Source organism: Microbispora sp. NPDC088329 (assembly GCF_040685655.1).
Classification (GTDB): Bacteria; Actinomycetota; Actinomycetes; order Streptosporangiales; family Streptosporangiaceae; genus Microbispora.
In genome coordinates this window covers 255,909-278,095 of sequence record NZ_JBFBIP010000004.1, presented here as the reverse complement: position 1 = coordinate 278,095, position 22,187 = coordinate 255,909, and the positions used below count along the sequence as shown (strand labels likewise).

General features: G+C 73.1%; 24 protein-coding genes. 6 read left to right on the top strand and 18 right to left on the bottom strand.

The annotated features are described in order from the left end of the window. Nucleotides 1-52: 52 nt before the first annotated feature. On the top strand, nt 53-1,057 hold the full coding sequence (locus AB0O28_RS11375) for a LacI family DNA-binding transcriptional regulator (protein ID WP_363638867.1): 1,005 nt from the start codon (nt 53-55) through the stop codon (nt 1,055-1,057). On the opposite strand, the gene AB0O28_RS11370 is transcribed toward AB0O28_RS11375, so the two are convergent. Beyond that, the gene (locus tag AB0O28_RS11370) at nt 1,047-1,535 is read right to left on the bottom strand and encodes a glutathione peroxidase (protein ID WP_363638865.1); all 489 of its coding nucleotides are present in this window, start codon (nt 1,533-1,535) and stop codon (nt 1,047-1,049) included. The genes AB0O28_RS11375 and AB0O28_RS11370 overlap by 11 nt on opposite strands. 318 nt (nt 1,536-1,853) lie before the next feature. Between AB0O28_RS11370 and AB0O28_RS11365 the strand changes: the two genes are divergently transcribed. Continuing rightward, complete coding sequence (locus AB0O28_RS11365) at nt 1,854-2,357, top strand: lytic transglycosylase domain-containing protein (RefSeq protein WP_363638863.1); 504 nt, start codon at nt 1,854-1,856, stop codon at nt 2,355-2,357. A gap of 139 nt (nt 2,358-2,496) precedes the next feature. Here the strand turns inward: AB0O28_RS11365 and AB0O28_RS11360 are convergent, their stop codons facing one another. From AB0O28_RS11360 to AB0O28_RS11350, 3 genes are all read right to left on the bottom strand, one after another. Continuing rightward, complete coding sequence (locus tag AB0O28_RS11360; protein WP_363638857.1) at nt 2,497-2,832, bottom strand: DUF202 domain-containing protein; 336 nt, start codon at nt 2,830-2,832, stop codon at nt 2,497-2,499. 8 nt (nt 2,833-2,840) lie between these two features. Beyond that, entirely contained in the window at nt 2,841-3,176 is a 336-nt protein-coding gene (locus tag AB0O28_RS11355; protein ID WP_363638855.1) for a DUF202 domain-containing protein, read from the bottom strand. Between the two features lie 69 nt (nt 3,177-3,245). Continuing rightward, on the bottom strand, nt 3,246-4,103 hold the full coding sequence (locus AB0O28_RS11350) for a helix-turn-helix transcriptional regulator (protein ID WP_363638853.1): 858 nt from the start codon (nt 4,101-4,103) through the stop codon (nt 3,246-3,248). 79 nt (nt 4,104-4,182) lie between these two features. On the opposite strand from AB0O28_RS11350, the gene AB0O28_RS11345 reads away from it, so the two are divergent. After that, nucleotides 4,183-5,610 carry an MFS transporter gene (locus AB0O28_RS11345; protein ID WP_363638851.1) on the top strand — a complete coding sequence of 476 codons (1,428 nt, stop codon included), beginning with the start codon at nt 4,183-4,185 and terminating at the stop codon, nt 5,608-5,610. A gap of 31 nt (nt 5,611-5,641) precedes the next feature. Here the strand turns inward: AB0O28_RS11345 and AB0O28_RS11340 are convergent, their stop codons facing one another. Next, complete coding sequence (locus AB0O28_RS11340) at nt 5,642-6,007, bottom strand: hypothetical protein (RefSeq protein ID WP_363638849.1); 366 nt, start codon at nt 6,005-6,007, stop codon at nt 5,642-5,644. Nucleotides 6,008-6,109: 102 nt separating this feature from the next. Continuing rightward, nucleotides 6,110-6,826 carry a ferritin-like domain-containing protein gene (locus AB0O28_RS11335; protein ID WP_363638847.1) on the bottom strand — a complete coding sequence of 239 codons (717 nt, stop codon included), beginning with the start codon at nt 6,824-6,826 and terminating at the stop codon, nt 6,110-6,112. Between the two features lie 124 nt (nt 6,827-6,950). Between AB0O28_RS11335 and AB0O28_RS11330 the strand changes: the two genes are divergently transcribed. Beyond that, nucleotides 6,951-7,220 carry a UBP-type zinc finger domain-containing protein gene (locus AB0O28_RS11330; protein WP_363638845.1) on the top strand — a complete coding sequence of 90 codons (270 nt, stop codon included), beginning with the start codon at nt 6,951-6,953 and terminating at the stop codon, nt 7,218-7,220. Nucleotides 7,221-7,240: 20 nt separating this feature from the next. Here the strand turns inward: AB0O28_RS11330 and AB0O28_RS11325 are convergent, their stop codons facing one another. Further along, the gene (locus tag AB0O28_RS11325) at nt 7,241-8,830 is read right to left on the bottom strand and encodes a Na+/H+ antiporter (RefSeq protein WP_363638843.1); all 1,590 of its coding nucleotides are present in this window, start codon (nt 8,828-8,830) and stop codon (nt 7,241-7,243) included. A 45-nt stretch (nt 8,831-8,875) separates the two neighbouring features. After that, a complete protein-coding gene (locus AB0O28_RS11320) occupies nt 8,876-10,153 on the bottom strand; it encodes a hypothetical protein (RefSeq protein WP_363638841.1) in 1,278 nt (425 codons plus the stop codon). 225 nt (nt 10,154-10,378) lie between these two features. Here AB0O28_RS11320 and AB0O28_RS11315 point away from each other — a divergent pair, with 225 nt between their 5' ends. Further along, nucleotides 10,379-12,415 (top strand): ATP-dependent DNA helicase, encoded by a 2,037-nt coding sequence (locus AB0O28_RS11315; protein WP_363638839.1) that lies wholly within the window; start codon nt 10,379-10,381, stop codon nt 12,413-12,415. Nucleotides 12,416-12,497: 82 nt separating this feature from the next. On the opposite strand, the gene AB0O28_RS11310 is transcribed toward AB0O28_RS11315, so the two are convergent. Beyond that, nucleotides 12,498-13,238 (bottom strand): hypothetical protein, encoded by a 741-nt coding sequence (locus AB0O28_RS11310; RefSeq protein WP_363638837.1) that lies wholly within the window; start codon nt 13,236-13,238, stop codon nt 12,498-12,500. Nucleotides 13,239-13,518: 280 nt separating this feature from the next. Here AB0O28_RS11310 and AB0O28_RS11305 point away from each other — a divergent pair, with 280 nt between their 5' ends. Further along, nucleotides 13,519-14,010 carry an NUDIX domain-containing protein gene (locus AB0O28_RS11305; protein ID WP_363638835.1) on the top strand — a complete coding sequence of 164 codons (492 nt, stop codon included), beginning with the start codon at nt 13,519-13,521 and terminating at the stop codon, nt 14,008-14,010. Between the two features lie 73 nt (nt 14,011-14,083). Here AB0O28_RS11305 and AB0O28_RS11300 read toward each other — a convergent pair whose 3' ends face one another. From AB0O28_RS11300 to AB0O28_RS11260, 9 genes are all read right to left on the bottom strand, one after another. Beyond that, a complete protein-coding gene (locus tag AB0O28_RS11300) occupies nt 14,084-14,884 on the bottom strand; it encodes an SGNH/GDSL hydrolase family protein (RefSeq protein ID WP_363638833.1) in 801 nt (266 codons plus the stop codon). Between the two features lie 14 nt (nt 14,885-14,898). Then, a complete protein-coding gene (gene aroQ / locus AB0O28_RS11295) occupies nt 14,899-15,333 on the bottom strand; it encodes a type II 3-dehydroquinate dehydratase (RefSeq protein ID WP_363638831.1) in 435 nt (144 codons plus the stop codon). Next, complete coding sequence (gene aroB, locus AB0O28_RS11290; protein WP_363638829.1) at nt 15,330-16,406, bottom strand: 3-dehydroquinate synthase; 1,077 nt, start codon at nt 16,404-16,406, stop codon at nt 15,330-15,332. Before aroB ends, aroQ begins: the two co-directional genes overlap by 4 nt. Next, a complete protein-coding gene (locus AB0O28_RS11285; protein ID WP_363638827.1) occupies nt 16,403-16,915 on the bottom strand; it encodes a shikimate kinase in 513 nt (170 codons plus the stop codon). Before AB0O28_RS11285 ends, aroB begins: the two co-directional genes overlap by 4 nt. A gap of 14 nt (nt 16,916-16,929) precedes the next feature. Next, nucleotides 16,930-18,108 (bottom strand): chorismate synthase, encoded by a 1,179-nt coding sequence (gene aroC, locus AB0O28_RS11280; RefSeq protein ID WP_363638825.1) that lies wholly within the window; start codon nt 18,106-18,108, stop codon nt 16,930-16,932. A 94-nt stretch (nt 18,109-18,202) separates the two neighbouring features. Beyond that, nucleotides 18,203-18,961 carry an A24 family peptidase gene (locus tag AB0O28_RS11275; protein WP_363638823.1) on the bottom strand — a complete coding sequence of 253 codons (759 nt, stop codon included), beginning with the start codon at nt 18,959-18,961 and terminating at the stop codon, nt 18,203-18,205. Nucleotides 18,962-19,118: 157 nt separating this feature from the next. Beyond that, on the bottom strand, nt 19,119-19,688 hold the full coding sequence (locus AB0O28_RS11270; RefSeq protein ID WP_363638821.1) for an SseB family protein: 570 nt from the start codon (nt 19,686-19,688) through the stop codon (nt 19,119-19,121). Between the two features lie 153 nt (nt 19,689-19,841). Next, nucleotides 19,842-20,948, bottom strand: coding sequence for a ring-opening amidohydrolase (locus tag AB0O28_RS11265; RefSeq protein WP_363638819.1), 1,107 nt, complete (start codon nt 20,946-20,948; stop codon nt 19,842-19,844). Further along, nucleotides 20,948-21,883: a carbamate kinase gene (locus AB0O28_RS11260; protein WP_363638817.1), complete on the bottom strand. Its 936-nt coding sequence runs from the start codon at nt 21,881-21,883 to the stop codon at nt 20,948-20,950. The genes AB0O28_RS11265 and AB0O28_RS11260 overlap by 1 nt, the downstream gene beginning before the upstream one ends. Nucleotides 21,884-22,187 lie beyond the last annotated feature (304 nt).

Here is a 22,187-nt window from a genome sequence, read left to right as displayed (position 1 = left end):
ATTGTCAAGATTTCGGTAACACCAGGCATGAAATCATGGTGGAATCGTTTCCATGAACGGTCCAACGCAGCGGCGGATAACCATCAAGGAAGTGGCGGAGGCGGCCGGGGTCGGCGTGGCCACCGTGTCCCGGGTCCTGTCGGGCGGCTCGGCGAGCGCCGAGACCCGTGAGAAGGTGCTCGCCGCCGCGGCGCGGCTCGACTACCGGCCGAGCGCCCTGGGACGCAACCTGAGGCGCCAGCGGACAGGCGGCATCGGCCTGCTGGTCCCCGACATCACCGACAGCTTCTACGCGCGGCTGACCGACGGCGTGCTGTCGTGTGCCCGCTCGTACGGCGAGCCCGTCACCGTGGGGGTCACCGGCGACGACCCGGAGCGGGAGGCCGAGCTGATCGGCGGGCTCATCGAGCAGAGCATGGACCGTCTGATCGCGGTGCCGTCCGGGGACGGGGACATGTGGGCGCCCGCGCTGCGCGCGGGACTGAACGTCGTGTTCGCCGACCGGCGGGTGCGGACGGACGTGCCCAGCGTGGTGCCCGACGACCGGGCGGGGGTGCTGACAGCCGTGGAGTATCTGGCCGGGCTGGGCCATCGGAAGATCGCCTACCTCGGCCGGCACGGGCAGTCGCAACGGGTGGCCGCCTTCGGCGCCGCGCTCGCCTCGCTCGGGCTGCCCGCCGACCGGGACCTGGTCGTGCACGCCAGGTCGAGCCGCGACTCCGCCTACGCGGCCGCCGCGGGCCTGCTGCAGCACCGGCCCGACGTCACCGCCGTCATCGCGGGCGGCAACGTGCTCGGCGAGGCCGCGGTGCTGGCCGCCAGGGAGCTGGACGTGCGGATCCCCAGGGACGTGTCGCTCATCATGTTCGACGACGTGCCCTGGGCCGAGCTGTGCTCCCCGCCTCTGACGGTGATCGCCCAGCCGGCCCAGGACATCGGCTACCGCGCCGCCGAGCTGGTGCTGCGGCACGGCAGGCGGCCTCCGGCCGTCACGCTGCCCACCAAGCTCGTCGTACGGGCGAGCTGCGGGCCCAGGGTCGCGTTCCCTAGGCGATGAGCTTCTCGACGGCCTCGGTGATCTCCGGGGCCTCGGGTTCGACGCGGGGGCGGAACCGGGCGACCACCTGGCCGTCGGCCGCGACGAGGAACTTCTCGAAGTTCCATTGGATGTCGCCCGCCTCGCCCTCCGCGTCCGGGACCGCGGTCAGCTCGGCGTAGAGGGGATGCCGCCCCGGGCCGTTGACCTCGGTCTTGTCCAGCAGTGGGAAGTCGACGCCGTACGTGGTGGAACAGAACTCCTTGATCTCCTCCGCCGTGCCGGGCTCCTGCCCCATGAACTGGTTGCAGGGCACGCCGACGACGGTGAACCCGCGGTCGCCGTACGCCCGCTGGAGGGCGACCAGGCCCTCGTACTGCGGGGTCAGCCCGCATCTGGACGCCACATTGACCACAAGGGCGGCTCCCCCGCCGAGCAGCCCGCCGAGGGTCGTGCTCTCGCCGTCGATCGTGGTCACCGGAATCTCGAGAACGCTCATGTCCGCACCCTAAACGAGCGTCCCGTCCGTTCTCCGCGCAGGGCGCGGCGCGTCGCGCACGGTAACCGGCGCCTACGGAAAGGGTCGGCGTTGGGGGTCCGATCGGCAAAGAACCGCCCGCGGCGTGTCGCTGATGCCGCCCGCGAGGCGGGCGGCCGTATTTCAATCCGCGTGAGGACCCGTCGCGGTGCCCGCCGGAAGCTCATGTGATCCGGTGCGGGCCGAGCGGACGGCGGCGCCCACGCCATGGGCGCGCGGCCGCACGGCGGGCGCCACGCGCGCCCGCCTTCCGCACGCGACCCGACGACAAGGACCGATTTGGACAGCAGAAGCGTTCTACGCAACACAGTCGCCGCCGTCATCGCGGCCACCGTGGCCGGTGGCGGGAGCGGAGCGGCGTGGGCCGACGAGTGGGCCGCTGCGGAGCGGGCCGAACAGAATGTGCGGCCCGTCACCCACGTGGGGGTGTGGACCACGCGGGCGGCGGCGCAGCCGCCCCGCTTCCGCCGGGCGCCGGCGAAGCTCCGCAGCAAGGCGTACGCCTTCCGGCTCGTCACCCGCCGCACCTGGTCGGGAGAGCAGTTCCAGTGCCTCGACAGCCTGTGGACCAGGGAGAGCAACTGGGATCACCGGGCCTACAACCAGGGCTCGGGCGCCTACGGCATCCCGCAGGCGCTGCCCGGGCGGAAGATGGGCTACGTCGCCGGCGACTGGCGGTTCAATCCGCAGACTCAGATCAGGTGGGGGCTGCGCTACATCAAGGGTCGCTACGGCTCGCCGTGCGGCGCCTGGGGCCACTTCCGGTCCCACAACTGGTACTGACCCGGGCGGAGGGGTCCGGCGGCCTGCCGCAGGCTCCCTCCGCCCCCGGTCCACACGACCCCCGGTCCACACGCCGCCCCCGCGACCGGCCCGGATGTCCGCCCTCGGCGCCTCCCGGTCTCCCCTGCCCGCCCGGGCGTCAGGGTGTCCCCACGGCCGGCGCGAGCACCAGGACCAGCGCCGCCACGGCGACGGCCAGCGCGCCGGCCCAGGCGATGCGCCCGTCCAGCCGGTGATCGAGCGGGTGCCCGCCCCGCAGCGCCCGCTCCAGGCGGCGATGGCGGATCCCGGTGCGCAGGAGCAGGACCGCCCCCGCCAGCGCGGCGGCCGCGAAGGGGACGGCGAGGCCGGGCAGGTCGTGGCGCACGGCGAGCCCCGCCGCCACCATGCCGGTGCCCGACATCGTCACCGCGGTACGGACCCAGGCGAGCCGGGTCCGCTCGCTGTGCAGGCCGGGTTTCGGCACGTCGCTCACGACTGCGGTCACCTCGACAGGAGGATGAGGATCAGAGCCAGGACGGCCACCGCGGCCACGCCGTACCCGAATATGGGGGCCAGAGCGGGCGGCGGGAGCGCCCGGTCCTGCCTGAGCGCCCGGTCGATGTACCGCCAGCGCGGGTAGGCCGATCCCGCCGCCAGGGCGGACAGGAGCACGAGCACGACGGCGAGCAGAGTGCGCACCCACGGCACGAAGACGCCCTCGGGGACGACCGCGATGCCGATGCCGCCGGCGCTCAGTGCGAGAGCGGTGCTGATCCAGGTGAGAAACGTGCGCTCGTTGGCGAGGACGAAGCGGGGGTCAGGTTCGTTCTCTTCCATGCGAGAACGTTATTTCTGCCCCTTTTCCCCTAGATTTGTCGGGGTTGCATTTCGTCGTGCCGACCTCCGTCACGCGGCGCCGGACGGCGTACGCGTGGTGGTGGCGGCCAGGTGCCGCAGTTTCTCCTCCGACTCCGACCCGGGCTCCGCCGCGAACAGGTCCATGCCCTGCAGCTCGGGGTCGCCGGGGAGACCGACGAGCTCGGCGGACAGCCGCAGCTCGCCCACGACCGGGTGATCGAGGACGTAGTCACGGTGCGTCGCCACGGCCACGTGATGCTCGTGCCACAGCCTCCCGAACTCGGGGCTCTGCCCGCAGATGGTGTCGACGTGCTGCATGATCCGCGCGTCCTGCGGGTGACGCGCGGCCATGACGCGGAGCTGGGCCACGTGTTCCCGGGCGAGCCGCGGCCATGCCTCGCCGTGCATGCGCCTGATCTCCTCGTCCAGGAAGATCAGGTGGGCGATCGTCCTGCGCTCTTCCGGGATCGCGGCGAAGTCGGCGAATACCGCCGCCGCCAGTGTGTTCCAGGCGACCACGTCGGCGTGCCGTCCGAGGACGAGTGCCGGGGTGAGCACCATCGAGTCCAGGACACGCCGCACCCCGGGCCTGATCGGGACCCGCGCGACGTCGTGACGCCGATGCGCCGGGCGGGCCAGCGCGTGCAGGTAGGCGCGCTCGTCCCCGGTGAGCCGCAACACGTCCGCGATCGCGTCCAGTACCTCGGCCGAGACGTTCCGGCTGTTGCCCTGCTCCAGGCGGGTGTAGTGGCTGACGCTCACCCCGGCCGCCAGCGCCAGCTCCTCGCGGCGCAGGCCGCGCACGCGCCGCGTCCCGTTGCCCTTGTAGGGCAGGCCGACGTCCTCCGGTCGCACCCGCGCCCTGCGGGACTTGAGGAACTCGCTCAGCTCGGCACCTCGATCCACGATCGTCCAGCCTAGGCAACTTTTGAGTAGCCAGAACGCGGGGCTGGCTGGGTCTCGGAGCCGCGACCAGGCTGCCTGCATGCGATCCGTGATCCCTCTCGTACTTCTCGGCCTGGGCAGCATGATCACCGCCCTGGACTTCACCATCGTCTACGTCGCACTGCCGCAGATCGCCCGTGACGCGGGCTTCTCCCCGCACGCGCTGCAGTGGGTGGTGAGTGCCTACGCCGTGCCCTTCGGCGGCTTCCTGCTGCTCGGGGGCCGCCTGTCCGACCTGCTCGGGAGACGGCGGATGTTCGTCACCGGCCTGCTGCTGTACGGCGCCGCCTCGCTGCTGGGCGGGCTGGCCACGTCTCCGGCCCCGCTCATCGGCGCCAGGGCGCTGCAAGGGCTCGGCGGCGCGGTGCTGATGCCCGCGACCCTCTCTTTGGTCGTCACCATGTTCGCGGAAGGACCCGCGCGCACCCGGGCGATGACCGTGTGGGCGGTGAGCGGCGCGGCCGGGCTGAGCCTCGGGGCGCTGCTCGGCGGCCTGCTCACCGGCGCGTTCGGCTGGGAGGCGGTCTTCTTCGTGAACGTGCCGGCGGCCGCGGCCGCGGCCGCCGCGGCGTTCGCCGTCCTGACACCCGACGGCGGGCGGCGGGCGGGCGGGTTCGACCTGCCGGGAGCCCTCACCGGCACCGCCGGCGTCACGGGACTCGTGTTCGCCGTCGCACAGGGCCCCCAGTGGGGCTGGACCTCCCCCGCCGTCCTGGCCTCCGCCGCCGCGGCGGCGGCGCTGCTCGCCGGGTTCTTCGTCGTCGAGAGGCGCACCCGCATTCCGCTGCTGCCACCGCGGCTGCTGGCCAACCGGCACACGAGCGCCGGGGCCGTGGCCATCCTCGTCTACGGCCTGACCCTGCAGTGCGTGCCGTACTTCCTCACGCTTCATTTCCAGGACGTGCTCGGTTACGACGCCGTCGAGTCGGGACTGGCCTTCCTCGGGCCGACTCTCGCGATCACGGCGGGCAATCTGGCCGCCGAGCGGCTGATTCCGCGCCTCGGGCTGCGGGGCACGCTGGCCGCCAGTCTGGGCGTGGGAGTGGCCGGCACGGCGGCGCTGGCGTCGCTCCTGTCGCCCGGCGGGTCCTATATCGGCCTGCTGGCCGGTCTCGTGGGTTATGGCCTGGGCACGGGCCTGTCGTTCGCCACCATGTTCACGCTGGCCTCGACCGGCGTGGCCCCCCACGAGCAGGGCGTGGTCTCCGGCCTGTCCTCCACCGTCCTGCAGGCGGGCAACGCCGCCGGCCTGGCCGTCCTGGTGGCGGTGGCCGGCCGCGACACCGCCGGGCTCACCGGGCAGGCTCTGCGCGCCACCACCGCCGCCGGCCTGCGCTCAGCCGTCTGGGCCGCCGCCGCGATCTCCGTGATCGGTGTGGTGGCCACGCTGGCACTCGCACCGGCACGCACGCGTGCGGCGGCCCGGCCGGACGGACCGCGGGACACGCCGGCGCGTCTGGCCGGCTGACCCCCGCCCGGGGGCGGTACCGCCGCCGGGATCAGAGGCAGGCCTGGCTGACCTCGCGCAGGTAGTGCGCCCCGTCGGTGGCGACTTTCCGCGCCGCGTCCGCCGCCGCCTTGGCGTCGTCCACGTCGAGCTTCTGCAGGCTGTCGGCGAGGCCCTGGAGCGCCTCCCTGAGCGTGGTGTCGGCCGCCTTGTTCGCCATGTCCTCCAGGTCGGAGGCGCCGTCCTCGAGCTTCTTGCGCATGGCGGCGGGGTCGTCCACGACCTTGCCGATCTCGCTGACGGTCCGGCTGATCACCTGCGTCGCCTCGGCGCACGTCTGCGCCTTGTCCGCGGTCGCGCACCCGGAGACGAGCAGGACGGCGGCCGCGCAGGCGGCGGCGAGCGGGAGGAGTCGCATGCCGGTCACCCTACCCAACCCCCGCCCGCCCGCCGCGGTACCGAGTTCGGGAGTTCTTCGGGGCTTTGAAGCCGGGGGGCGCCTCCCTAGGCCCCTCCGCCCTCACCGCGCCATGACCTCCGCGACGACCGCGCGGAAATATCCCGCGACCTCGCGGGCGAAGGCGGTCCTGGACACTCCGGCCCCGCGCAGGGCCTCGCCGTGATCGAGGGCGACCACGGCCAGTACGCCCGCCAGCAGCGACCACCACAGAGCCGCGGCGATCGTCCGGGAGAGCCGGGAGGACCTCCGGAAGGACCGTCGCAGCCGGTCGCGGTGGAAGGGCACGTGGCGCAGCTCGTCGGCGAGGATCCGGCCCGCGACCTCCGCCGCCAGCAGGTCCCGTACGCCGTCGCGCACGGCCCGGTAGTAGCCGAGCGCGACCACCTCGGCGAGCATCAGGACCATCAGCTCCGTGCGCAGTCCGAGGAGCCGCCGCAACCGGACGAAGGCGGCGTCGGTCCAGTGGCCGGAGATCGTCGCCGCACCCGCCGCCTCCAGGAGCCGGCCCAGCAGGCGGGCGTGCTCGCGCTCTTCGGCCACGAACAGGCGGACCGCCTCCGCGTACACGGGGTCGCGGGCCCGGCGGGCCTTGTCCATGAGGCGGGCGCCGTCGCCGTCCTCCCCCACCTGGAACCGCTGCAGGCTCCGGACGAGGGCGGGCTCCAGCTGTGCTCCCGCGCTCCAGTCGGGGTCGCCCCACGTGCGCCGCAGCAGCGCCGCACCCTCGAAGTCACGCAACCAGGCGGTGAAGTCGCCCGTGTCGACCGTCGTCGTCATGACCCACGAACCTACGGAAGCGATGTGCAGATCCCGAGGGGGAGGTTGTGAAGGTTCGGCGTACCCGGCCCCCGGCCCCCGGCAGGGCGCCGGACACCCGCTCGCGCACCGTAGCATCGGCGGCATGGGGAACTGCGAACACCTGCTCGTGACGGCCGACCCTGCGCCGCTCACGCCCGAAGGCTGCCAGGAGTGCCTGGAGCGCGGCATGCGATGGGTCCACCTGCGCAAGTGCCTGGAGTGCGGCCACATCGGCTGCTGCGACTCCTCGCCCGGCAAGCACGCCACCGCCCACTACAAGGAGACCGGCCATCCGGTGATGCGCTCGTTCGAGCCGGGAGAGGACTGGCGCTGGTGCTTCGTGGACCAGCGCCTGGGCCAGGCGGTGTCCTGAACGCCGGGCCCTGGGCCCGCTCAGCCGCGTTCGAGCGTCGCCTCCTCGAAGTCGAGTTCCTGCATGACCCGGTGGAGGACCTCGTCGTCGATGCGCCGCTCGTCGCGCATCCGCACGAACACCTCGCGTTCGGCGGCGAGCATCTCGCGGCGCAGCCGCCGGTAGAGCGAGGCGGGCGTCTCCTCGCCCTCGGGGCCGATGCCGCCGCCGAGCCGCTCCCAGGCGTGCAGGGCTTTGCGCTCGGCACGGGCGCGCAGCTGCTCGACGACCTCTTCGTGGACGTCCAGCACGCCGTCGGAGGTGAGCTCCTCCAGCCGCGCCAGGGCCGCGGCCGCGGCGGCCTGCTGGGCGCCCGCCTCCGCGAGGTCGTCGCCGTACCGCTCCCGGGCGGTGGAGACGCCCAGCCGCCTGATCAGCCAGGGGAACGACAGACCGTGGACGATCAGCGTGCCCACGACGATCGCGAACGTCAGGAACAGCAGCAGGTTGCGCTGGGGAAAGTTCTCGGGCAGGGCGAAGGCCGCGGCCAGCGACACCACCCCGCGCATGCCCGCCCAGCTCGTCAGCATCACGTTCTGCCAGGACGGCGTCTTCGGCTCCCGGGCGCGCACCCGCCTCGACAGCATCCGCGGCAGGTAGGTGCTGGGCGGCACCCACGCGATCCGCACGAGGACGACCACCAGGAACAGCACGATCGCGTACGTCGCCAGCTCCTGCGGCCGCTCGCCGTCCAGCCCGGCGATGATCGGGCGCAGTTGCAGGCCGATCAGGGCGAACACGATCGACTCCAGCACCAGGTCGGCGACCTTCCAGACCGCGCCCGACAGCAGTCGCGTGCCGTACGTCGTCCGGCTGAGCTCGTGGCCCAGGTAGATGCCGACGATCACTACGGCGATCACGCCGGAGGCGTGCACGGCCTCGGCCGCGAGGTAGGCGGCGTACGGGACGAGCAGCGAGACCCCGTTGGAGATCAGCGCGTCGTCGAGCCGCCGCAGCACGAACCCCGCGAGGTAGGCGATGGCGAGGCCGATCGCCACACCGAGACCGGCGGCCAGGAGGAACTGCCCGCCGATGTCGAGCAGTCCGGCGGCGGCGCCGGTCATCGCCCCGACCGCGACCCGATAGGCGGTCAGCGCGGTGGCGTCGTTGAACAGGCTCTCGCCCACGAGGATGGTCAGCGCGCGTCGCGGCAGGCCGAGCCTGCGCCCGATGGCGACCGCCGACACCGCGTCGGGAGGGGCGACGATCGCGCCGAGGGCGAACGCCGCCGCGAGCGGGAGCTGGGGGACGATGGCGTGCGCGACGAAGCCGACCACCAGGGTGGTCGCCAGGACGAGCCCGACGGCCAGGAGGCCCACGGGCCTGGCGGCGTCGCGCAGCCGCAGGTAGGAGCTGTCCAGCGCCGCCGAGTAGAGCATCGGCGGCAGGAAGACCAGCAGGACTATGTGGGGGTCGAGGCTGTAGTCGGGGACCCCGGGCACGTAGGAGGCGGCCAGGCCGGCCACCACCAGGAGCAGCGGGGCCGACCAGTCGCGCCATCTGGCCAGGGCGGCGACGCCGAGGGCGCCGGCCGGGAGCAGGAGGAACTGCAGTGCCGTTGATGTGTCCATCAGACGACGAGGTTACTTACCGCTGGAACTCCCGCTGACCGGGGCTCACCACCCTCGGCTGTCCTCCCAGTTCTCCCCGCCCTCGTCCGACCACGGGATCGGGGAGTCCTCGGGGGGCTGCCCGGCGCGCCGTCCCCCGCGGCGCTCGCGCTCGGCGTGCGGGTCCGGGGCCTGGCCGGCCGGCCACTGGTCCGGCCGCAGCCGCTCGCCCGTGGTGTAGAGCGGCGGTTCGCCGACGGGCGGCTCGTTCGCGTACGGCTCGTTCATGTACGGCTCGTTCATGTACGGCCGCACCGCGCCGAGACCGAGCGGGTCGCTGGGGTCGACCGCCCCGGGCTGCTGCGCTGCCTGCTGCATCGGCGCCGGCGGCGCGGCAGCGGACTGCGGAGCCGGAGGGTAGGCCGGTTGCGGGCCGGTCTGGGCGGAGGACGCGACGAGGCGGTCCTGGGTGGGCGTGCCCCGGGCGACGAGAACGTCGTTGGGGCCGAGCGCGGCGGGCGCGGGGTAGGCCTCCGGGGCCGGGGCGGGCGGCGGCACCGGCGGACGGGCGTACTGGCCGGTGCCTGGATAGTCCGGGTACTCGTAGTCGGACGGGACGGGCTGCTCGGGGAACCCGGCGTCGCGGCCCCCACGGCGGTCGCGAGCGCCGTAGCCGTTCTCGGCCTGCGCGTAGCCGTCGTGGGCACGGCCGTAGCCGTCCGGGGCCTGCCCGTAGCCGTCGGGCGCGGTGACGTGGCCCTCCTCGGCGGCGTACCCGTCCCGGGCCTGGCCGTACGGAACCTGCGCCGCTTGGCGGGGCGCCTGGTGGGCCGCTTGGTGGGGCGCTTGGTGGGGCACGCCGAAGGGGTCCTGCGCCGCGTATCCGTCACCCGGCTGCCCGGCGTACGCGTCGGGCACGGCGTAGGCGTCCTGGGCCCGCGCCGCGTACGCGTCCGGGGATTCGGCCGCGTACGGGTCGTGGATCTGCGTGGCGTACGGATCGTGGACCTGGGTCGCGTAGGCGTCCTGTCCCTGATCCCGCGTGTGCCCGGGGTACGCCTCCTGGGGGGTGTGGCCGTCCTGGCCCGCCACCCCCTGCCGGGGGAACGGTCCCGTCCCGGCGTCCTGCTCCTCGCCGCCCGCCTCGGCGAAACCATCGTCGAGAGTGTCGATCAGCCGTCCCACGTCGTTCATGGGCATGCGGAAACTGGCCGTGCACATCTCGCCCCGCCACAGGCTCAGCACCAGCGTGCCGTCGTGCCACGTGACCCGGAGCACACGGTCCTGGCCTCGCGCGTCGAAGAACACCTCGCCGAACGATGGCAGTGGGACAACTTCCGACATGGCAGACATAGTGCCTTTACCTGCCCTTTTCCGTCCACTCGATCTCGGGAACCCTCGCGAAACTTCCGTTTCGTCCCTTTTCGACCTCACTGGGTAGATCGCCGTTGACCTTGAGAGCACTGACATCCCAGTGTGCCACGCGTGCCGGGAGGGAGTTCCTGGAACGCCAGGATGTGGTGGGGCGGACACGCACAGGATGTCGGTGGCACCGGGTAGCGTTCTTCCGTGCCCAAGGACCGTCCCGAGCTTCCGCCCGTCGAAGAACTCCTCACCGCCGCGGTGACCGCACTGGGGGGAGTCGAGCGCCCGGGGCAGGTCAAGATGGCACAGGCGGTGCGCGACGCCGTCGAGAGCGAGGAGCACCTCGCGGTGCAGGCAGGCACCGGCACCGGCAAGTCCCTGGCCTACCTCGTGCCCGCGATCAGGCACGCGGCGGAGAAGGGCGAGGCCGTGGTGGTGTCCACCGCCACGATCGCGCTGCAGCGCCAGCTGGTGGACCGCGACCTGCCCCGGCTGGCCGACGCGCTCGAGGGCCTGCTGCCGCACCGCCCCGAGTTCGCGATCCTGAAGGGCCGCCGCAACTATCTGTGCCGCCACAAGATGGCCGCGGGCATGCCCGAGGACGAGGACGACCAGCTCTTCGACCCGCGCGAGGTCAGCGCCACCGGCCGGATGGTGCAGCGCATCCAGGAGTGGGCCAACGAGACCGAGACCGGTGACCGCGACGAGATCGTGCCCGGCGTGAGCGACCAGGCCTGGCGGCAGTTCTCGGTGACCGCCCGGGAGTGCCTGGGGGCGCAGCGGTGCCCCAGCGGGGCCGACTGCTTCGCCGAGCTCGCCCGGGAACGCGCGGGCGAGGCCGACGTGGTGGTGACCAACCACGCGCTGCTGGCGATCGACGCCATGGAGGACTTCGCGGTCCTGCCCGAGCACGACGTGGTCGTGGTGGACGAGGCGCACGAGCTGGTCGACCGGGTGACCTCGGTGGTCACCGGAGAGCTGTCGGAGAGCACGGTCGGCCTGGCGGTGCGCCGAGCGGGCCGGCTCATCGAGCAGGGGGTGGCCGATCGGCTCCAGGAGGCGGGCGAGGACCTGCGCGCCCTGCTGGCCGTCGCTCCGCCCGGGCGCGTCGACACCCTGCCGCAGTCGCTCGGGATGACGCTCGCGCTGGTGCGGGACGCCGCGTTCGCCTGCATCACCGCCCTCGGGCCGCGCAACAAGGACAAGGACGACCCGGAGAACGCCGGGTTGCGCAAGGCCGCCTTCACCGCGCTGGACGAGGTGCACGACACCGCCCAGCGGATGCTCGACGCCTTCGGCCCGGCGGCCGGCGCGGGCGAGGCCGCCGGAGACGCGACCGGCGAGGACGCGGCGGGCGCCGCCGGGGACGAGGAGGTCCATCGGGCGGAGGTGGTCTGGCTGGAGGAGGGACGCGGCAGGATTCCCCCCACGCTGCGGGTGGCGCCGCTGTCGGTGGGCGGCATGCTGCGCGACAAGCTGTTCGGCGACCGGACCGTCGTCCTCACCAGCGCCACGCTCGCGCTGGGCGGCACGTTCGACAGCCTCGCCCGCCTGTGGGGCCTGCGCACCGGCGAGTGGACCGGTCTCGATGTCGGCTCGCCGTTCGACCATCCACGCCGCGGCATCCTCTACGTGGCCACGCATCTCCCCCAGCCCGGCCGCGACGGCCTGCCCGAGGCGTACGTCGACGAGATCGCCGAGCTGATCGAAGCGGCCGGCGGCCGGACGCTCGGCCTGTTCTCCTCGATGCGGGCCGCGAAGGCCGCCACGGAGGCGCTGCGCGAGCGGCTGGACGTGCCGCTGCTCTGCCAGGGCGACGACTCGACCTCGCAGCTCGTCAAGCAGTTCGCGGCCGACGCCGCCACCTGTCTGTTCGGCACGCTGTCCCTGTGGCAGGGCGTCGACGTGCCGGGCCCCTCGCTGACCCTGGTGATCATCGACAGGATCCCGTTCCCGCGTCCCGACGACCCGCTCGCCTCCGCCCGGCAGCGGCACGTGGCCGCCACGGGGGGCAACGGCTTCATGGCCGTGGCGGCCACCCACGCCGCGCTGCTGCTGGCACAGGGCGCGGGCCGGTTGCTGCGGTCGATGGACGACCGGGGCGTCGTCGCCGTTCTCGATCCGAGGCTCGCCACCGCCCGTTACAGCGGGTTCCTGCTCAACTCGCTGCCGCCCTTCTGGCGCACCACCGACCCCGCCAAGGTCCGCGACGCGCTTCGCCGTCTCACCGCCGGCTCCTGAGCGGAGCGGGGCGGGCGGCGCGTCCCGGGCGAAGATCGCCACCTCTACCGGCAGCCCGCCGTACGCGGGGTCGCCGGCTGCGTCACATCCTCGTGATCGCGCCGAACGTCTCCCCCGCGTTCAGGCGCCGTACGAGGTCGAGCACGGCGTGCGGCCCGCCGTTCGCGGTGGCCCATCGGCTCACCCGGCACGCCGCCCTCGCGTAGGTGCGCTGGTCGGCACCGGCCGCCCGCAACCAGGCGTCCAGCGTCACCGGCAGCGCGGCGTCCGTGCTCACCAGGCAGCGGTCGGCTGCCGTCTCCGGCGCGAGATACCGGGGGTCGCCGGAGACCAGAACGGCCAGGCCCTCGTCGAACCACTGCGGCACCTCCGCACCCCCCGAATCCAGCCGGGCGTGGAGCTCGACGTGCGACATCTCGTGGGAGGCGATGACCGGATCCACGCCCGCGGGCGACAACATCACCGCGCGGTTCAGCACCGCGACGCCCCGCTCCCCTCCGCCGCCGATGCGGCGGTAACAGCGGTCGCTAAGGCAGGCGAGGATCCGGGGAGAGGTGCGCCTGCCACCGTAGAAGGCGCGGACGCGCCGCTCCGCCTCCTCCACGGCGGAGATCACCTGCCGCCTCCGGTCGGGCGACAGGCCCGGCTCCGCGTAGACATCCGGGGCCAGACGCTCCAGCCCGTAACAGCCGGGGCAGGCCGTGGCGGCGACCGACGGGAAGGCCGTCGCCACGACGGCGCCCGCCGCGATCGGCAGGGCCGCGAGCACGGCGAGCAGCCACACCCGTCCGCGCCGGGGCACGCGCCGTCGCTTCCACGCCATCGTCACTCCCTTTCTCGAGTCCCGCATCGCGGTCTCGACGCCAGTGGTCCTGAAGCAGGATCTTCGCGCGATGTCCGCCCGTCGCGCGTCGGACCGGGGTAGGACCCTCCCCCGGTCCGAGACGGCTTTCGCGCCGGCCGGGCCGCTGGTGTGGCGTGGCCGGCCACGTCATGCGGACCCGGCCGAGCTCGCGCCGCCGCCTACGCGTGCGCGGTGGCCGGACCGCTCCATCCGCCCTCGGTCAGGGTGTGAGGCGCGGAACCGCGCGTAGAGTGCGGGCATGAGCGCTGACGCCCCTGTCACGTCGGTGTGCCTCACCCGAGGCGGCCGACCGGCCTTCGTCGTGAACGTCGAGATCTTCCTGGAGCGGGACGGCCGGTGGCTGCTCATCCGGCGCGGCAGGCAGGAGGCTCACGCACCCGGCACGCTCGCCGGTGTGGGCGGCAAGGTCGAGGCCGACGGCGCGGGGCTCGACGTGCTCGAGGAGACGGCGCGGCGTGAGGTCGCCGAGGAGATCGGAGTCGACATCACGGGAGTCGGACTCTCCTACGTGGAGAGCGGGTTCTTCGTGACCGACGACGGCGACCCCGTCGTCAACGTGGTCTTCCGCGCGAAGATGCCGCCTCACGCCCAGCCCGTGGCCGCCTCGGCGGAGGAGGTGGAGGAATTCCTCTGGCTGACCGCCGCGGAGGCCGAAGCTGACCCGGACTGCCCGCCCTGGACATCACGGAGCCTGCGCCGCGCGACGTCACGGACCGGCACGCCGGTGTAGCCGTCGGCGTGAGGCGCCGGCGCCGCAGGGCGGGGCCCGCATCAGGGAGCCGGGTCACGGAGAGGGAGCAGGGTCACGGTGAAGGAGCAGGGGGCAGCGGGCTGAGCTCGGGCCGCTTGGGGTCGAGGCCGTCGCCGGAGGACGTGCCGCGAAGGCGCCGCCCGATCCACGGGCCGAAGTGCTCCCTGAGCCACTGCACGTCCTCGCGGCGCTTGGCCCTCGGGTCCGCCTTGTCCCGAGGAGGCCAGGTCTTGCGCCAGTCGTCCTCGCCGGGCACGCCCAGCACGTGCAGGACCCGTGCGGCGACCAGACGGTGGCCCTCGGCGTTCATGTGCAGCCGGTCGCCGCTCCACGCCCGCCAGTCCCGCAGCCCCTGCATCGACCACATGTCCACGAGGTGGCAGCCGTACAGGTCGGCGATCGAGCGGATGTGCATGTAGAAGATCGCGAACTTGCCGCGCGCTCTCCGCATGATCGGGGTGTCCCGGGGGTCGGTGCCGGTGAACAGCACGACGTCCGCGCCGGTCGCCCGCAGGTCGCGTACGGCGGCGGTCAGCTTCTTGGCCATCCGGTCGGGGTCGCTGCCGGGGCGGATGAGGTCGTTGCCGCCCGCGCAGAAGCTGATCAGGTCGGGCTTCAGGTCGACGGCCACGGGCACCTGGTCGGCGACGATCTGGTCGATCAGCTTGCCCCGCACGGCCAAATTGGCGTAGCGGAAGTCCGGCTCGAGTAAGGCGAGCCGTTCGGCTACCCGGTCGGCCCAGCCCCGGTAGCGGACCACCTCCCCCGGCGCCGCCGGGGGCGCGTCCGGGAGGGGGTCGCCCAGCCCCTCGGTGAAGCTGTCTCCGACCGCCACGTACGACCGGTACCCCATGGTCCCTTCTTTCGTCACTCGCCCATGTCGGCGATCGCGCGCAGCGCGAGCTCGTACGACCGCATGCCGAATCCCGCGATCGTCCCGGTGGCCACCGCCGCCACGACGGAGGTGTGGCGGAACTCCTCCCGCGCGTTCGGGTTGGAGATGTGCACTTCCACCAGCGGAGCCGTACGCTGCGCGATCGCGTCGCGCAACGCGTAGGAGTAGTGGGTGAAGGCGGCGGGGTTGAGGACCACGGGGGTCCTGCTGTCGGCCGCCTCGTGGATCCAGCTCACCAGCTCGGCCTCGTCGTCGGTCTGCCTGACCTCCACCGACAGGCCCAGCTCGCGGCCGGTCTCGCGGCACATCGCCGCCAGGTCGTCGAAGGTCTGCGCCCCGTAGACGTCGGGCTCCCGGCTGCCGAGGCGGCCAAGGTTGGGCCCGTTCAGCACGAGCACCTGCCTCATCGGGCGACCTCCCGGTAGGCGGCTTCGAGCAGCTCTTCTGACGGGTTCTCGAGGCGGGAAGGCTTGGCGATGTCGTCGAGCACGACGAACCGCAGCACCGCTCCCCTGGCCTTCTTGTCCACCCGCATGTGCTCGCGCAGCCGCGGCCAGGCGTCCGCGCGGTAGGAGGTGGGCAGCCCGACCGAGTCCAGGATCGAGCGCGTGCGGTCCACGACCTCGCGGCCGACGCGGCCGTCCAGCCGGGACAGCTCGGCGGCGTAGACCAGCCCGATGGCCACCGCCTCGCCGTGCCTGATGCGGTAGTCCTCGACCCGCTCGATCGCGTGGGCGAGGGTGTGGCCGTAGTTGAGGATCTCCCGCAGGCCGCTTTCGCGCAGGTCCGCCCCGACGACGTCGGCCTTCACCCGGATCTTGCGCTCGACCAGCTCACGGGTGTGCTCGCCCTCGGGGGTACGGGCGGCGGCGGGATCGTCCTCGATGAGCATGAGGATCGTGGGATCGGCGATGAACCCGCCCTTGATGATCTCCGCGAGGCCCGCGACGTAGTCCTCGCGCGGCACGCTCGCCAGCGTGGTCAGGTCGCACAGCACGCCCTTCGGCGGGTGGAAGGACCCGACGAGGTTCTTGCCTTCGGGCGTGTTGATGCCGGTCTTGCCGCCGACGGCCGCGTCCACCATGGCCAGCAGCGTGGTGGGCACCTGCACGACCTGGACGCCGCGCAGCCAGGTCGCGGCCACGAACCCGGCCAGGTCGGTGGTCGCCCCGCCGCCGACGCCGACGACCGCGTCGGAACGCGTGATGCCGTACCGGCCGAACGCCGACCACAGCTCGGCCGCGACGTGGACGCTCTTGGCCTCCTCGCCGTCCGGCACGGGCAGGGCGACGACCTCGAACCCGGCACCCTCCAGCGTCTCGCGCACGGGCCTCGTGATCTCGGGCAGCCCGGCGGGGTGGATCACCGCGACCGTGCGGACCCTCGTGTCCAGCAGACCGGGCAGCTCCGGCAGCACGCCGCTGCCGACGACGACGTCGTACGGGCTGTCGCCCCGCACGGTGATGCGCGTCGCGGTCACAGCGCCGCCTCGATCTCGGTCACCACGTCCTCGGGCTCGCGGCCGTCGGTGGCGACGGTGACCGCGGCGAGGCTCTCGTAGATCGGGCGGCGCTGCTCCATCAGCTGCCTGAGCCGGCTGCGCGGGTTCAGCACCAGCAGCGGCCGGGCCGAGGCGAGCCCGACCCGCTTGACCGCCTGGTCGAGCCCGACCTGGAGATACACCACCCGGTGGCCGGACAGCAGCTTCTGGGTGTGCTCGTGCAGGATCGCGCCGCCGCCGAGCGACAGCACGCCGGGGTGCGTCTCCAGCGCGTCGCGCACGGCCTGCGCCTCCAGTTCGCGGAACCGCTCCTCGCCGTCCTCCACGAACACGTCGCTGACGGACTTGCCGGCGACGGCCTCGACGTCGGCGTCGGTGTCGCGGAACGGCAGGCCGAGGCGGTCCGCGAGGAGCCGCCCGACCGTGGACTTGCCCGAGCCGGGCGGGCCGATGAGGACCGCGGCGGGGCCTTGGGACGCCGATTGCATGATCACAAACCCTATTACTTGATGACCAGGGACGACAGGTAGCCGGCCAGGTTGCGCGCGACCTCTTCCACGGAGTCGCCGCCGAACTTCTCGACGGCCGCGTCCGCCAGCACCAGCGCCACCATCGCCTCGGCGACGATCGCGGCGGCCGGGACCGCGCAGACGTCCGAGCGCTCATGGTGCGCCTTGGCCGGCTCGCCGGTCAGCACGTCGATCGTGGCGAGGGCGCGGGGCACCGTGGAGATGGGCTTCATCGCGGCGCTGACCCGCAGCGGCTCGCCGTTGGTCATGCCGCCCTCGACGCCGCCGGCCCGGTTGGTCATCCGGCGCACGCCCTCGGGGGTGTTCTCGATCTCGTCGTGGGCCCGCGAGCCGGGACGGCGGGCGGTCTCGAAGCCGTCGCCGACCGCGACCCCCTTGATCGCCTGGATGCCCATGAGCGCCCCGGCGAGGCGGGAGTCGAGGCGCCGGTCCCAGTGGGTGTAGCTGCCGAGGCCCGGCGGCAGGCCGTAGGCGACGACCTCGACCACGCCGCCGAGGGTGTCGCCGTCCTTGTGCGCCTTGTCGATCTCGGCGACCATGGCCGCGCTCGCGGCCGGGTCGACGCAGCGCACCGGGTCGGCGTCCACCGCCTCCATGTCACCGGGACCGGGGAGCACGTCGCGGGGCGCGCTCGCCTCGCCGATGGACACGACGTGGCTGACGATGTCGACGCCGAGCGCCTGCTTGAGGAAGGAACGGGCGACCTGGCCGAGCGCCACCCGGGCGGCGGTCTCCCGGGCGCTGGCCCGGTCGAGCACCGGCCGCGCGTCATCGAAGCCGTACTTCTGCATTCCGGCGAGGTCGGCGTGGCCCGGACGCGGGCGCGAGCGCGGGGCGTTGCGCGCCTGGCCCTCGAGCACCGCCGGGTCCACCGGGTCGGCGGCCATCACGGTCTCCCACTTCGGCCACTCCGTGTTGCCGATCCGGATCGCGACGGGCGAACCGAGCGTACGGCCGTGCCGTACGCCTCCGGAGATCGTCACCTCGTCCTGCTCGAACTTCATCCGCGCCCCGCGGCCGTATCCGAGACGGCGGCGGCGCAGCGCCTCGGCGAGGTCGGCGGTGGTCACCTCCACCCCGGCGGGCAGTCCTTCCAGGATCGCGAGAAGCTCGGGGCCGTGTGACTCCCCGGCGGTCAACCAGCGCAGCATGGTGACAAGTCTTCCATGTGCACCCGACTGCGACGTCACCCTGACACCCCCATGGCCTTCTCACGGGTGCTTTCGACCGGAAAAACCGTGTGTGCTATGTCCCGGGAAAAGCCACCGCCACGAGTGCCCCCGCCAGCATGAACGGACCGAACGGGAACTCGGTCGTGCGGGTGGCCCTGCGGGCCAGGAGCAGGCCGAGGGCGTACAGCGCGCCGAGGATCTGACCCGCCATCCCCGCCACGACCGTGGCCTGCGCGCCGAGCGCTCCGGTCAGCAGGCCGATCAACCCGGCCAGCTTCACGTCGCCGAGCCCGAGGCCCGTGGGGCGGGCGAACCACAGCACGGCGTAGACGGCGCCGAGCGCGCAGCCCGCCGCCAGCGCGGGCAGCAGGCGGCCCGACGGCGCGAGCAGGGCCAGCAGGATCGGATACGACGGCAGGGTGATCGCGTCGGGCAGGCGCCACGTCCTGCGGTCGATCTCCGCGAGCGCGGCGCCCGCGACCACCGCGTACAGCCACGCGGCCACCACCCAGCCGTCGTGGACGCGCCAGACCACCAGCGCCGCGGTCAGCGCGGTCGCGGCCTCGACCACGTACGGCGGGCGGGGCAGGGGCACGACGCGGGCCGCCGCCGCGAAGGCTCGCAGCGCCTCCTTCCGGTGGTCCTCACGGCCTTCACCGCGATCCTCACCGCGGTCCTCCCGGTCCTCACCGCGGCCCTCTCGATCGTCCCGATCCTCACCGCGGTCGTCCGGTTCGCCTCCTGGCCGTGCTGCGAACTGCGCGGCGACCGCCCGGGCGTACGCTCCCGCGATCAGGCCGGGGACGGCGGCGGCGAGGACGGCTAAGGACACGCGGCCGACACTAACGCCCGCACGCCACCGTGCGCCCGGACGCGTGCTTTCCTGTGGACGGACGCGTTCCTGTGGACGACGGGCCTTCGCCCGGCCGATCGCACGGAAAGGGCCGGGCCACGCGAGCCGGGCGGGCACGCGTTGCCGTCGAAGCGGCTCAGGCGCGGCGGCGGCCCCACCAGCGGCCGCGGCGCCGCTCCTCCTGAGCGCCGAGACGTGCCACGGTGGCGTCCGGCACTTCTCGGGCGAGGCGGTCCACGGCGGAGGCGTCCCTCTTGGCCTCCTCCACGGTGGCGAGGGCCTGCAGCATGCCGCCCTCGATCACGAACGGGACCGGTCCGGCCACGTCGACGACCACGGCCGCGGCGCTCTCGTGCCGCGCCGCCTGGCAGACCTGCGGCGCGGTGGCCTGCACCGGACGGGCGTCCGGGCGCCACCTGCGCATCGGCTCGGTCCCGGTGAAGGCGAGCACGGCCTCACGGCCGTCCTTGCCGACCAGTTTCGGGAGGGCCATCTCGCTCTCCTTCTCCTGGCGCAGGCCGTGCTCCCCCACTTCCGACTCGGTGAGCAGCGCGACCACGGGCACCAGCAACCTGGTCCCGGCGAGTGCCGCCAGGACGTCGGCCGCCGTGGCCGTACCGGCCTGGAACGCCGACAGCACCGCCGCGACGGGCGCGTCGGCACCGCCGTCGTCGTCGGGGCGCAGGGGCTGCGGAATCGTTGGCACGTCTCCCGACCCTACCCCCGGCGGAGGCCGCCTCCGGACTGCGAGATCACGGCGGACGGCACCGCGGCCGAGGGTACGTCCGCCTCGATTTCCTGCGCGATCATCGAGGCTCTCGGTGCAGGTCGGGCGGCACCGGTGCGACAAACTACATGATCACGAGAGGTCGGCGACGGCGATGACGGGGCCTCCCCCGGACGGGCCCTGGTGGACCGCCGCCACGGACACGAACACGGCCGGATCGCCGGTCACACTCGCCGCGACCCCGCCGACGGTCGCCTTGATCTGGCGGTGCCAATGGACGTCGGAGTCGTCGAGCATGATGGTGCGCCGCCCGCGCACGCGACCTGACGGGTCCGCCTCGCACTTGATGAACAGGTTCACCAGCCGGTCGCCGAGGTCGCTCGGATGCGGGCGCTCGGGCAGGTCGATCCCGGCGCTCCGGACCGCCTCCCAGATGCCGTCGGTGTCCAGGGCGTCCTTCATGACCGAGTGTCCGGCGCGGTAGCGCCCGCCTATCCCGCGTACGTTGCCCACCACCACGATCTGGGCCCGGTCGAGCTCGACGCCGCTGGAGCACGACGCCACCGACGAGTAGAGCGACAGGTCCTTGTGGATCTGCTCGGCCGACGGCATCTCGATCTCGCCGAGCGCGACGGCGATGCCGAGCGCCGTGGTGGAGTTGGAGATGTCCATCGACTTGAGCGTGTCCTCGGTGACGACCGTCCGGCCGCGCTCCTTGGCGTCGGTGATCGTGGACAGCGTGAGCAGCGGGGTCTTGGTCTGCACGTAGTGGACGTCGGCCGGATCGTCGATACCGGCGATCTTCATCGCCTCGCGCACCCCGGCCGCCACCTTCTCGACCATCGCGGGCCTGCCGATGTCCTCGGGAAGGATCACCTCGCTCATCGCGACGCCGACACTCACCCGCGGCTCGTCGGTCCGTACGGCTTTGGCCGGGTCGACGGTCGCGAAGATCGTCGCGTGCGGGCTCAGCACGCCGTCCGTGCCGCCGGACCACACCAGGGGCACCTGGGCGACCTCCTCGGCGGAGCGGGTGCCCTTGGCCACGAGCACCTCGCGGAAGGCCCGGTCGGCGAGGATCCGCGTGTAGTCGTTCACGCCGCCGTTGCCCTCGGTCTTGCCGATCACGGCCAGCACCCGGTCGGCCTCGATCACGCCGTCGTCGATCAGCTTCGCCAGCCCGGAGGCGTCGGTGACGCTCTCGATGGGGACCTTCCGTACCTCGATCGGATCCGGCACTATCTCTCCACCTCTCTGTACACCCTCGTACCGATATTTCCTGACAGCGCGGCACCAATGTGGTGCAACGAGGTGATCACGGTGCGTCCCCCGGTTTCCTCGGTGAAGCGCAGGGCGGCCTCGACCTTGGGCCCCATGCTGCCCCCGGCGAAGTGGCCGGCCGCCTGCAACTCGCGCAGGGCGGCGACACCCGTCTCCCCGATCGGACGGGCGCGGGACGTACCGAAGTCCACGACGGCGTTCGGCACGTCCGTCGCGATCACGAGATCGGTGGCGCCGACGGCGGCGGCCAGCGCGGCGGCGGCGAGGTCCTTGTCGATCACGGCCTCAATCCCGGTCAGCGCTCCGTCCGCGCCGCGCACGACCGGCACTCCCCCGCCGCCTGCGGCGACGACGGTGAACCGGGCCTCGATGAGCGCGACGGCGGCGGGGGCGTCCAGGATCTCCACGGGCCGCGGCGAGGCGACCACCCGCCGCCATCCGCGTTCGAAGCGCCGCCAGACCTGGCCGTGCTCCTCGAAGCGGCGCGCCTCGTCCTCGCCGAAGTACCGCCCGATCGGTTTGACCGGGTCGTGGAACGCCGGGTCCGCCGGGTCCACGAGCGTGCGGGTGACGATCGTCGCCACCCGCGCGTGTCCCAGCTCGCGCTGCAGGGCGTTCATGACGATCGTCCCGATCGTGCCCTGCGTCTGAGCCACGCACCAGTCGAGCGGGACCGGCGGCACGACGTGGGCGGCGAGCTGGTTCTTCAGCAGGAGGTTGCCGACCTGGGGTCCGTTGCCGTGCGTGAGCACCACTTCGTGACCGGCCCTGCTGAGCGCCGCCACGTGAGCCATCGCCTCACCGATCGCCAGCCGCTGGTCGGCCGGTGACGCGCTCCCATCGGGAGCCGTCATGGCATTGCCGCCGAGTGCGATCAGTACGCGTCCGCCCACATCGGGAAACTATCCAGCCCCACCCGGGCCTTCATTGGCGAGTCTCGCCCACCCCTGCCGCATCCATGGGCAGATTTCACCAAGCCCGGCACTGGGCGGCGGGGCCGTTCACGCCAAGCTCCGGGCGATGCGGTCCGCGTGCGGGGCCCGGGACAGCGGTCCGGACGCGGAGCCCTCCTGTCCGCGTCGCCGGGCCCGCTCCCGCCCGGGAGCCTCTGTCAGAATGCTCACCACTGCCCCCTCCGAACGGAGATCCGCACGGCCACGCCTCAGGCGAGTCCCGGGCGCTCTTCGGCGAGGCCAA

What these genes read in the sequence shown, in the direction of transcription:
- aroC (WP_363638825.1), bottom strand. Translation starts at nt 18,108, where the DNA reads ATGCTGCGCTGGTTGACCGCCGGGGAGTCACACGGCCCCGAGCTTCTC.
- AB0O28_RS11320 (WP_363638841.1), bottom strand. Translation starts at nt 10,153, where the DNA reads ATGTCGGAAGTTGTCCCACTGCCATCGTTCGGCGAGGTGTTCTTCGAC.
- AB0O28_RS11325 (WP_363638843.1), bottom strand. Translation starts at nt 8,830, where the DNA reads ATGGACACATCAACGGCACTGCAGTTCCTCCTGCTCCCGGCCGGCGCC.
- AB0O28_RS11300 (WP_363638833.1), bottom strand. Translation starts at nt 14,884, where the DNA reads ATGGGGTACCGGTCGTACGTGGCGGTCGGAGACAGCTTCACCGAGGGG.
- AB0O28_RS11345 (WP_363638851.1), top strand. Translation starts at nt 4,183, where the DNA reads ATGCGATCCGTGATCCCTCTCGTACTTCTCGGCCTGGGCAGCATGATC.
- AB0O28_RS11285 (WP_363638827.1), bottom strand. Translation starts at nt 16,915, where the DNA reads ATGCAATCGGCGTCCCAAGGCCCCGCCGCGGTCCTCATCGGCCCGCCC.
- AB0O28_RS11330 (WP_363638845.1), top strand. Translation starts at nt 6,951, where the DNA reads ATGGGGAACTGCGAACACCTGCTCGTGACGGCCGACCCTGCGCCGCTC.
- AB0O28_RS11375 (WP_363638867.1), top strand. Translation starts at nt 53, where the DNA reads ATGAACGGTCCAACGCAGCGGCGGATAACCATCAAGGAAGTGGCGGAG.
- AB0O28_RS11370 (WP_363638865.1), bottom strand. Translation starts at nt 1,535, where the DNA reads ATGAGCGTTCTCGAGATTCCGGTGACCACGATCGACGGCGAGAGCACG.
- AB0O28_RS11335 (WP_363638847.1), bottom strand. Translation starts at nt 6,826, where the DNA reads ATGACGACGACGGTCGACACGGGCGACTTCACCGCCTGGTTGCGTGAC.
- aroQ (WP_363638831.1), bottom strand. Translation starts at nt 15,333, where the DNA reads ATGAGGCAGGTGCTCGTGCTGAACGGGCCCAACCTTGGCCGCCTCGGC.
- AB0O28_RS11340 (WP_363638849.1), bottom strand. Translation starts at nt 6,007, where the DNA reads ATGCGACTCCTCCCGCTCGCCGCCGCCTGCGCGGCCGCCGTCCTGCTC.
- AB0O28_RS11305 (WP_363638835.1), top strand. Translation starts at nt 13,519, where the DNA reads ATGAGCGCTGACGCCCCTGTCACGTCGGTGTGCCTCACCCGAGGCGGC.
- AB0O28_RS11310 (WP_363638837.1), bottom strand. Translation starts at nt 13,238, where the DNA reads ATGGCGTGGAAGCGACGGCGCGTGCCCCGGCGCGGACGGGTGTGGCTG.
- AB0O28_RS11355 (WP_363638855.1), bottom strand. Translation starts at nt 3,176, where the DNA reads ATGGAAGAGAACGAACCTGACCCCCGCTTCGTCCTCGCCAACGAGCGC.